Here is a 9,453-nt window from a genome sequence, read left to right as displayed (position 1 = left end):
TCATCGACGCGCAGATCACGGTGACCTGCGCGGACGGCACCGTCTTCACCGGGTCCTACCGGCTGGTCACGACCTTGACCGACGCCCGCCGCTACTCGGCGGCCGCGCTAACGGGTCTCTATCACCAGCGTTGGGGTGCGACACGAAGTCGCACGAGATTGAGTGAATTACCTGATCGGAGGATCGACTTGATGTCGACAGCGTAGTTCCGGGCCAGTGCTCAAGGCCCGTCCCCACTTCGACATGCGTCGCTGGTAACGGCGGGGTGTGAAGCTCGAAGGAGAAGCCCAGGGGTCCCCGTTCCATCCGGGGATTACAGGCAAGGGGAAGACCGGACGGGTGAACGCAAGTGAACCCCTGATGATGCCTCGTGATCGTGGGCCCCGCCGATGGATCGTTCCAGCGGGGTGCAGGACTGGCCGCTGAGAAGCGGCAGGCGCCGGCTGAAGACCCAACGTCAGCCGGGAGAGCATCGCCGTCCCGGAGTTTAGGGGGCACCCACCCCGGTCGTATCTCACTCGTGTGGAACGTGGAAACCCCGCTGGGGTCCGGGCGCTACAACGTCCGGTCAGCCGACCGTAAGGAAGGCCCAACTCCCCAGCGGGCACAGGATGACCCAAGAAGCCAACGCCGGTGGCCGAAAGGCAGCGGGAAACCGGGGCAGATGGCTGGCACCTCCGCTGGTCGCCTCGCATAACCGGCCGGATACAGGCACTGCCCGGACCTGCAAGGGTGCTGACGTGGGTCAGGTGGGCCTGTGAGGACTCGATGATCAACAGCGCCGGAACCGAAGGGCAAGTTAGACACCGTGGCAACAACATCATCCGTGGCGGATACCGTCCAGGACGACAGCGTCACCGCGATGAACGGACCTGAGGACGAGTCCACCGACTGGCAGTCGATCGACTGGCAGAACGCGGAGGACGAAGTACGGCGGTTGAGGCAACGGATCTTCACGGCGTCACAGGCAGGGGACCTCAAGAAGGTCCGTAATCTCCAGAAACTGATGCTCCGCTCCCGCTCCAACACGCTGGTGAGCGTGCGGCGGGCGACGGAGATCAACGCTGGCCGCAAGACGGCAGGGATCGACGGACGAGTCGTCCTGCTGCCCCAGTGAGGTTCCCCCGCAGCGCGGGAGTGGCTGACTAGCGGTGGTTTGTTGACTGCGGGTCAGGGCTGTAGTAGGCCGGTAGCAGAGGAACGTTGCCTCGCCGCCTGGGGGCTCGTGATGACCCGTCGTCTGCCGTGTCCGCCCGCTCCGGGCCTGCTGGAAGCCTACGCCGCACGCTTCGATGACCTGTTCTCCACACTGGCACAGCGCCGTGGGTTCCGCGAGTACCTGACTGGGCTGCTGCTGCCGCGGGACCGGAACAAGACGCTGACCTGCCTGGCCGGCACCGAACCCGTCGTCGGGGCCCAGCATCCCTCGGTGCAGCGGCTGCAGTTCTTCCTGTCCGAGTCGACCTGGGACCACGAGCGGGTCAACGCCCGCAGGGTGGAACTCCTGCTGTCCGATCCCACGACCGCGTCGCACCCGGGCGGGGTGCTGGTGATCGACGATTCCGGGGATCGTAAGGACGGGAAGGCGACCGCGCACATCGGGCGGCAGTGGCTGGGCCGGCTGGGCAAGACAGACAACGGCATCGTCACCGTGACCACCTGCTGGGCCGATGAGAACCTCTACTACCCGCTGCACGCCGTGCCCTACAGCCCCGCCCCTTCACCTCCCCAAGGCCCTGTTCTCGTATAGCTGCCGCTACCCGACAGGTAGCACTGCGTAGTCGATTGAGCGCTGAGCATTGATCACGGTGCGGCGCTTCGGTCGAGGTGGCGGTAGATGGTGGGGCGGGTGACGCCGAACTCGTCGGCGATCTGCTGGACGGTCAGCTCACCAGAGTCGTACATCTCCCGTGCCAGCTGTACTTGCCGGGGTCCGAGCTTGGGCTTCTGTCCGCCGGTGCGGCCCCGGACACGGGCGGCTTCCAGGCCGTCCATGGTGCGCTCGGACATGAGGGCGTGTTCGAATTCGGCGACTGCGCCCAGGATCTGGAAGAACATGCGGCCGACGGCGGTGGAGGTGTCGATGCCTTGGTCGAGCACGACCAGGTCGACGCCGCGGGCCTGGAGGTCCTTGGCCAGATCGATCAGATTTTCGAGTGAGCGGCCAAGGCGGTCGAGTTTGGTCACCACGAGTTGGTCGCCTTCGCGGGCGACGAGGAGGGCTTTGTCGAGTTCGGGGCGGCGGGCGAGTTTGCCGGATGCCTTGTCGGTGAAGACCTTCTCGCATCCTGCGGCTTTCAAGGCGTCTTGTTGCGCTTCAGGGTGTTGATCACGTTTTGATACGCGGGCGACGCCGATCCTCATGCCGTGGACTGTATCGGAGACGGGGTTGTGCGTGACATAGGCGCGTACGCGGGAAGCGTTACAGACGCGATCTGGGAGAACGTCATGTTGATCTTTGTGTATCGCGAACGATCGTTTGCCGACGCATAGGCTAGATGTGACTGGTGCGGCAGGGGGCACGTGGACTCGGGTTCGCGGTGATCCATAGGATGAGCGGACCGGCCGGTGGCTGCTGCCGATGGCCACATCTTCATCCCAGGCAAAAGGGGCTGAGCCGTGCAGCATCAAGAGGAGCGCCGCCGTCACGAGGACTCCCGCGAGGAGGATGCGTCAGCCGAGACCGGGGACCAGCCCGCAACGAGCGCTTCGAAGGTCTCCCCGGATGCTGATGAGGTACTCGAAGACATTGACGACGTCCTCAAGGAGATCGAGAACCCCCAGGAGTGGGTCGCCGCTTTTGTGCAGAAGGGCGGCCAGTAGGCGTGTCCGCTTCGGAGGCTGAGGGCGAGAAGACCGTGTCACGCGGGCTGCGGCCCTCGCCGGAGGAGGGAGAGTCTTGCCGGGATCTGCTGGTCATCAACGGTGAGGTGTTCCAGCCCGAGTACGCGGTGTCCGCCGGCCTGGAACTGGGAGACGAGTTCAAGACTTTCTTCTGCGGGATCGAAGACATCGCGTTCTCGGTCGAGACGGGCAAAACCCTCGTGCACGAGATGATCGGGGGCCGGGACCTGGCGGAGTTCGGGCTGGTCCAGATCGGTTCCTATCCGCGCCCGACGGCCACGCTGCTGGCTTCCATCTCCGCATACTTGGGGTATCGGCAGCGGCCGCCGGTCAACGCGGCGGCGATCAGCGCACCGACCAAGCTCTACCAGTTGATGGTGCTCGCACAGGACGATCTGCCGGTGCCCGCCACGCTCTATCTGCCCAGGCGACTGCTGAACGGCTCCTTCGTGGACCTCGCCGACCGGCTTGGTCTGCCGTTCATACTGAAGGCCATGAACGCCGCGGGCGGGCGACTGAACTATCTGATCGAGACCGAAATCGATTTTCTGCGGTATGTCGAGGACCCCGCGCACGCGAAGGTCGCATTCCTCGCGCAGCAGTTCATCCCCAACAACGGCACCTTCCGGGCCCTGGTCTTCGGCAGGGATGTGCCGATCGTCATGCACCGCTGCAGCACCGATGGATCGCACCTGACCAACACGGAGCAGGGCGGACACGCCACCTTGTTCGATGTAGAGACCTTCGAGACCGATGTTCTAGACATGGCAGTGCGCGCCGCTGAACTGATGGGGTGTGACGTCGCGGGAGTCAATCTGGTGCAGGACCGGCATACCCGTCAGTGGTACCTGCTGGAAGTCAGCTCCAGCCCCGCCATCGGCACCGGGACCTTCGCCGAGCAGAAGACCCGTGCGTACTCCACCTACCTCCGCTCGAAACTCTCGACCGGAACCCCTGCGGCACGTCTTTGACATAGTCCGGCCGGTTGCCTCCTTCTTCTCACGCCGCCGGGGCCACCTCGACAACGACGGTCTCGTCCTGGGACTCTGGTTCGGAGGACAGGACGGGGCCGAGGTCCAGGCGGCGTGTCATGTCCAGTTCGAAGCGGCCGTATGGATTGATATGGGTCCACCACAGCGGGGACAGGGCCCGCCGGTCAGCCTCGGTCAGCAGGCCGGCCCACTTCGGCTCGGCCAGGACCTGCTGCATCAACAGCGTATTGACGTGCACGAGACTGCTCTGCAAGAGGTGCAGGGCAAGCATGGAGACCTCCTGGCTCTCCTTGTCATCGCCCGTCAGATCGCCGTCCTTGCCATAGAAGAAGTCCGCGTTGGCCGAGTTCCAGTTCTCCACGACCTGCAAGCCCTCGTGGATCTCCTTGCGCATCTCCTCATCGCTGAGGTAGTCGCAGATGAACGCCGTTCGCACGACCCGCCCCAGTTCCTCGATGGCCTGGTAGGTCGGGTGCTTGGGGCCGCCCTTGGTGAACCGGCGGAGCACCTGCTCGGCCTCGGCGGTGCCCAACCTGAGCGCGGTGGTGTACTTCACGATCTGGTCGTACTGCTGGGCAATCAGGTCCCAGTCGATGGTCTTGCCCGAGAGCACGGGCGCCAGGGTGGGCCAGTTCTTGTCCTCACCGGCGGCCGGCCGGTACAGCCTGGCCCGGCCGATGTTCTTCAGCCTGGGCATCAGCCGGAAGTCCAGCATGTGCGCGAACGCGAACCCGACGACGGAGGCGCCGTGGGTGTCGGTGTACTGACGGTCGATCTCCATGTCGGTGCAGTGCCGCAGCACGCCCTCGATCATCGAGGCGACCTCGGAGGCCGAACAGCTCTTGAGCTGGGAGTAGATACAGACCGACTTCCGCTCGACGTGCCAGTAGATCATCACGCCGGGTCCCCGGTACCGCTGGTGCCACTCCGTCATGAAGTTGGAGGACCACGCGCCGAACTTGCGGCTGTCCGAGGCGCACGCCGTCCCGCTGCCCCACCACCCCTCCTCGCGCGCGGCGAAGGTCGCGTTGACCAGCTTGACCAGCGCGGCGCGCATGTTGCCCCGGTTCACGAACAGATGCCGCACCCGACGCAGGGTGGCCTCCGACTCGCCGTGCCGGCCGGTCACCGCGACCCGCTTGATCCCCATGTTCGTGCCCAGCCCGAACAACACCAGGAGCAGGCGCCGCCGGAGCACTTCCCGCGAGAGGTTCTCGCGGGTGGCCACCGTGGTGAACTCCGAGATGAAGTCGGTGTCGAACTCGGCGTACTTGAGGATGTCCAGCAGGTCGATGGTGCCCCAGCGCCGCTGGACCTCGGCCTTGATTGCGGTCAGGTTCTCCGGCTCCTCCTGCTTGGCCCGCGGGGAGACCTTGATCCAGCCCTCGCCGTTCCTCTTCACAATCGCCACCCCGCCGGTGGTGTCCTCCACCAGCGCCTTCTCCAGCCGGCCCAGCCCCTTGCGGTGCATCTTCTGCAGCTCCGCGATGAACTCCGCCGGGTCCTGGGGCTTTTGGATCGCGTCGTAGTGCACGTCCCGGTTGTCCTCGAAGTCCTGCGGCAGGTCGTCCTAACCGGGTTTATCTGCATGCCCTTCTTCCCTGTGAGAGACATGAGTGACAGCCGTGTCCTCTCGTTGTACCTCGCCGTTATCAGTCATACCAAGAGGCACATGAGCGACATGCTCCGACTAGGGGAGAATCGGCGATGCTGCGCACGGAGAAGGCTGTCTCACCCACCACGGGAGAGGTCACCTGGTTACTCGTCGACGAGGAAACCTACCGGCCTCATCCCGAGGTACGGGAGTTCTCGCTCTACCTGCGGGGCGCCGGACGCTCGCCGCAGACGCAGCGCGCCTACATCCCCCGGATCGGGCGCTTCCTCAACTGGTGTGCCGGACGGGCTACCGACTGGAAAACCGCCGGCCTCGGCGACATGACAAGGTTCAAGTTCCATATCGAGCGAACACCCTCCCGGCAGGGGCAGTTGCCCTCGGGGAGGACCGTCAATGCCGTTCTGACCGCTGTCTGCGAGTTCCTGCGGTTCTGCGCCGTCCAAGGTCATGTGGAGCATGAGGTCGCCGCACGCCTGAGTGAACCGCGCTTCCTGACCTCGCCGCCGAGCGGCTTCGACCCGGGGGAAGGCGGCCAGCACCTCGTGATCAAGGCTCGCGTCCTGAAGGCGCCGGAGATCGAAACAGCACCCGCAATTCTCACCCATCTTCAGGTCAGGGAGGTGATGGAGACAGCCCGCTCAGCCCGGGATCGGCTGCTCCTAACGGTGCTCGTCGAAGGGGGTCTGCGGATCGGCGAGGCTCTCGGCCTGCGACGGGAGGACATGCACCTGTTGCCCGACTCGACGCATCTGGGCTGCCGTACGCGAGGCGCGCATCTCCATGTCCGCCCCAGGCAGGACAACGTGAACGGCGCACGAGCGAAGGCAGGCCGCCATCGGATGGTGCCACTGGCTGAAGTTGCCGTGCACAGGTACCGCGCCCATCTCTCGGAGCGGGAGAACGTGCCCGAAGCCGTCAGCTGCGACTACGTGTTCGTGAACCTCGCCGGGCCGTACGCGGGCAGGCCGATGACGTACTCCAATGCCAAGCAGATCGTCGAGCGGATTGGAAAGCGCTGCGGCTTCCGCGCCCGTCCACACATGATGCGGCACACCGCAGCAACGCGCTGGATTCGCAGCGGAGTCTCACCAGACGTCGTCCAGACGCTGCTGGGCCATGCCTCATCAGCGAGCACCGCTGTCTATCTGCACGCCCAGGACGAGGAGCTCCGAGCTGCCGTCGAGCGTGTCTCGCCGGAGGCGATCCGATGGGGCAGGGGGCCGACTCGGCTGTCGTCGCGCTGCCACTCCAGGCGGATACGTCCTGGGCTTCGTGGCTCGCGGAACGCCTGGCGCCCGGGTGGCGAGCGTCCGAGTGGGACGAGGGCTCAATGCTGTTCACCGCAGTCCCCGGCAACCCCGCGACCAGCGTATTCATCTGCAGGGTGGCGGCGTGCTCCACGCACGTTGCCCATAACGGCGGCCGCTGCAGCGCCTGCATCAGAGCACGCTGGTCGCGGGCGAACCCGTCCGACTTCGACACAACCTACGTACCCGACACCGCACGCCGTCGCCCCAATGTCTCGACCGGGTCCCTCCCTGGAGTTTCCCAGTTCTCGCTCAGCGAAGTCCCCGCGGCCGTACGGCGGGAGATCCAGTACGGGATTCAGCAACGCGACGCCGCGGGGATCAACCTCGTGCCCCAGCGTGTCCGGCGTATGGTCGCCGCTCTCCCCTCCCCATTGCCGACGCTCCTGGATCTGGACGAGTCGTTCGTACGAGAGCTGCCGGCAGAACTCGCGGGGATGCTGAACGGGATCCTCCAACACGTCCGACGTGCGCGCTTGGAGTACGAGGGCACCGATCCGACATCGGGGGATGTCTGGGAATGCTCCCTTGTGGGACTCGCCGCCGGTCCAGGGCGCACGTACACGGCCATGCACGGCGTGATCGACTTCCGTCCGGTCCGCCAGCCATGGCTGCGTGAACTGGTGAAGGACTACGGCCGTGCGGTGCGCCCCAATGTCATCGAGTTCCGGCAAACCGTGTACGCCGCGACGCTCGCCTCAGCCGCGCTGACCGATCGCCCCCACGGTGATACACCGGAGAGGTTGTCGATGGCGGACATGAGCGCCGTGGTGGACGCGTTCCGCATCGCCAAGCGTCCGGATAACGGTCGCGACTACTCAACGAGCCACCGGCGGTCGCTGCTGCGCCTATGGCGTGCGTTCCTCGAGTACGCACGCCAGGCCGGGATGATGGACCACATTCCCGGCGGCTTCGCGCTGAACCCGAAATTCCACACCATCGCTGCGGTCGAGATCTCCGAGGACGAGATCGGCCGCGCCATCCCGGAACATGTCATCTCACAGCTCGACGCTCACGTCGAACTGCTCGGCACATCGACAGCGTACGAAAGCGGTGGCTGGACTGCCGCGGACTTCGCGCGGATGTACCAGGTTGCTTACAAGGTCCTTCGAGACACCGGTCGGCGCCCTGGCGAGGTCACTAGCCTGCGCCGCGACTGTCTGCAGTGGATCGACGGCAAACCGACTCTGATCTACGACAACCACAAGCGACGCCGACACGGCCGCCGCTTGCCCATCACCGAGGCGACGGCCCAGGAGATCGAGTCCTGGCAGAAGGCGCTTCAGCGGTTGCCACCGGTACCTGCATGCGAGCAGTGGTTGTTCCCGTCACCAGGTCAGCGCAACCGGCCCCGGCGTGGTCACCTCACCCCTGCGCAGTTCTGCAACAGGATCTTCCGTGCCTGGGTCGACGAGGTCATTCCCGTGCTCGTTGATGAGCGCCTCGGCGACGACGGTGAGCCTCTCCCCTACGACCGCTCCCAGATCGTCCCGTACGGATTCCGGCACGCCTACGCCCAACGCCACGCGGACGCGGGTACTCGCCCCGATGTCCTCCGGGAACTCATGGATCACCGGTCGCTGGACGTCACCATGGGGTACTACAAGGTCTCCCTCAGCCGAAAACAGGAAGCCGTACGGACGGTCGCGGCGCTCGCCGTCGACCGGAACGGGGAATCCCGTGGCTTCAGCGACCCACTGGCCTACGAAGTGGAGAGCGTCGGAGTTCCGTACGGCGGCTGCACCGAACCGAGCAACGTCAAGGCCGGAGGCGGGCACTGCCGCATCCGCTTCCAGTGCGCGGGCTGCGACTTCTACCGGCCCGACCCCTCCTACCTGCCGACCATGGAACAGCAGATCGCGGACCTGCGGGCCGACAAGGAGGCCGCTTTGGCGATGGAAGCCGCGGACTGGGTCGTGCGCAATCTCGACGACCAGATCCGCGCGTACTCGAAGTCGGCCGACGAGATGCGGAGGAAGCTCGAAGCGCTGCCTGCCGAGCAGCGCGCGGTCGTCGAATCCGCCTCGCGCGAGCTGCGCAAGGCCCGCTCCGCAGCAGCCTTCGTCCCCTTGCAGGCACTGACGACGCGGAGCCCAGAATGAAAAGTCCTGCCGCTTCCGGCAGTAATGACCGGAACTCACGGGTCGAGCGCCTGCGCGCCAGCCGTGCCAAGGACAGCGAGGACAAGACCAAGCGCGCGCTCGATGCAGTGAACGGCCTTCTCCGCTCGGGACGACGCATCACCGTCAGCCAGGTGGCGCGGGACGCGGCGGTGTCCACGTGGTTCGTCTACAACCAGCCCCAGGTGCACCAGGCCGTTCAGAACGGCATCACCGCCCAGCAAGGGCAGGTACAGGGCGCCCCCGTTCCAGCGGCGCGACAGGTGTCTCCTGCCGGGCTGCAGACGGACCTCGCCCTGGCGCGTGAAGAGATCAAGGAGCTCAAGAGGGAACGCGACCGTCTCCAGAACCGGGTCCGGCTGTCTCTCGGTGCCGAGTTGGACGGGGTGAACCGAAACGAGCTGGTCGAACGGGTGCAACAGCTGGAACAACGGAACACGGTTCTGAGGCAGGAACTGTCGGAGGCCAGGGACAGGATCGGGGCCTTCCCCGTGATCGTGGACACCGGTTGTCATGCGGCGGTGGCCAGCGTAGTTGATCGCTGTTCGTAGGTGATCGGGCTGATCTGGCCGAGG

The 9,453-nt window shown here is 65.5% G+C and carries 9 protein-coding genes and 1 pseudogene; 8 read left to right on the top strand and 2 right to left on the bottom strand.

From position 1 onward, the window contains the following. The 3 genes and pseudogenes from ACGFU7_RS46825 to ACGFU7_RS46815 all read left to right on the top strand — a co-directional run. Positions 1–206 (top strand): hypothetical protein (locus ACGFU7_RS46825; protein WP_393704806.1); only part of this gene is annotated, 206 nt, incomplete at its 5' end. A 656-nt stretch (positions 207–862) separates the two neighbouring features. Then, positions 863–1,111, top strand: a pseudogene (locus ACGFU7_RS46820) (reverse transcriptase N-terminal domain-containing protein); the annotation flags it as partial. Between the two features lie 117 nt (positions 1,112–1,228). Further along, positions 1,229–1,750 (top strand): transposase, encoded by a 522-nt coding sequence (locus ACGFU7_RS46815; RefSeq protein ID WP_393704805.1) that lies wholly within the window; start codon positions 1,229–1,231, stop codon positions 1,748–1,750. A 53-nt stretch (positions 1,751–1,803) separates the two neighbouring features. Here the strand turns inward: ACGFU7_RS46815 and ACGFU7_RS46810 are convergent, their stop codons facing one another. Next, positions 1,804–2,364 carry a recombinase family protein gene (locus ACGFU7_RS46810; RefSeq protein ID WP_393704803.1) on the bottom strand — a complete coding sequence of 187 codons (561 nt, stop codon included), beginning with the start codon at positions 2,362–2,364 and terminating at the stop codon, positions 1,804–1,806. A 255-nt stretch (positions 2,365–2,619) separates the two neighbouring features. On the opposite strand from ACGFU7_RS46810, the gene ACGFU7_RS46805 reads away from it, so the two are divergent. Beyond that, entirely contained in the window at positions 2,620–2,823 is a 204-nt protein-coding gene (locus tag ACGFU7_RS46805) for a ubiquitin-like protein Pup (protein ID WP_393704802.1), read from the top strand. Positions 2,824–2,930: 107 nt separating this feature from the next. Then, positions 2,931–3,815 carry a RimK family alpha-L-glutamate ligase gene (locus tag ACGFU7_RS46800; protein ID WP_393704800.1) on the top strand — a complete coding sequence of 295 codons (885 nt, stop codon included), beginning with the start codon at positions 2,931–2,933 and terminating at the stop codon, positions 3,813–3,815. A gap of 28 nt (positions 3,816–3,843) precedes the next feature. On the opposite strand, the gene ACGFU7_RS46795 is transcribed toward ACGFU7_RS46800, so the two are convergent. After that, positions 3,844–5,370, bottom strand: coding sequence for a transposase (locus ACGFU7_RS46795; protein ID WP_393704799.1), 1,527 nt, complete (start codon positions 5,368–5,370; stop codon positions 3,844–3,846). Positions 5,371–5,543: 173 nt separating this feature from the next. On the opposite strand from ACGFU7_RS46795, the gene ACGFU7_RS46790 reads away from it, so the two are divergent. Genes ACGFU7_RS46790 through ACGFU7_RS46780 form a run of 3 tightly spaced genes read left to right on the top strand, consistent with a single transcriptional unit; the run spans position 5,544 to position 9,429 of the window. Further along, on the top strand, positions 5,544–7,202 hold the full coding sequence (locus tag ACGFU7_RS46790; protein WP_393704797.1) for a tyrosine-type recombinase/integrase: 1,659 nt from the start codon (positions 5,544–5,546) through the stop codon (positions 7,200–7,202). Further along, complete coding sequence (locus tag ACGFU7_RS46785) at positions 7,088–8,860, top strand: tyrosine-type recombinase/integrase (protein ID WP_393704795.1); 1,773 nt, start codon at positions 7,088–7,090, stop codon at positions 8,858–8,860. Before ACGFU7_RS46790 ends, ACGFU7_RS46785 begins: the two co-directional genes overlap by 115 nt. Then, entirely contained in the window at positions 8,857–9,429 is a 573-nt protein-coding gene (locus ACGFU7_RS46780) for a DUF6262 family protein (RefSeq protein WP_393704793.1), read from the top strand. Before ACGFU7_RS46785 ends, ACGFU7_RS46780 begins: the two co-directional genes overlap by 4 nt. Positions 9,430–9,453: the final 24 nt, after the last annotated feature.

Origin of the sequence: Streptomyces sp. NPDC048473 (assembly GCF_043200155.1) — a bacterium.
GTDB lineage: Bacteria > Actinomycetota > Actinomycetes > Streptomycetales > Streptomycetaceae > Streptomyces.
Note: the sequence above shows the minus strand (reverse complement) of the source record. Positions and strands in the feature narration are given on the sequence as shown.

What these genes read in the sequence shown, in the direction of transcription:
- ACGFU7_RS46815 (WP_393704805.1), top strand. Translation starts at nt 1,229, where the DNA reads ATGACCCGTCGTCTGCCGTGTCCGCCCGCTCCGGGCCTGCTGGAAGCC.
- ACGFU7_RS46810 (WP_393704803.1), bottom strand. Translation starts at nt 2,364, where the DNA reads ATGAGGATCGGCGTCGCCCGCGTATCAAAACGTGATCAACACCCTGAA.
- ACGFU7_RS46790 (WP_393704797.1), top strand. Translation starts at nt 5,544, where the DNA reads ATGCTGCGCACGGAGAAGGCTGTCTCACCCACCACGGGAGAGGTCACC.
- ACGFU7_RS46780 (WP_393704793.1), top strand. Translation starts at nt 8,857, where the DNA reads ATGAAAAGTCCTGCCGCTTCCGGCAGTAATGACCGGAACTCACGGGTC.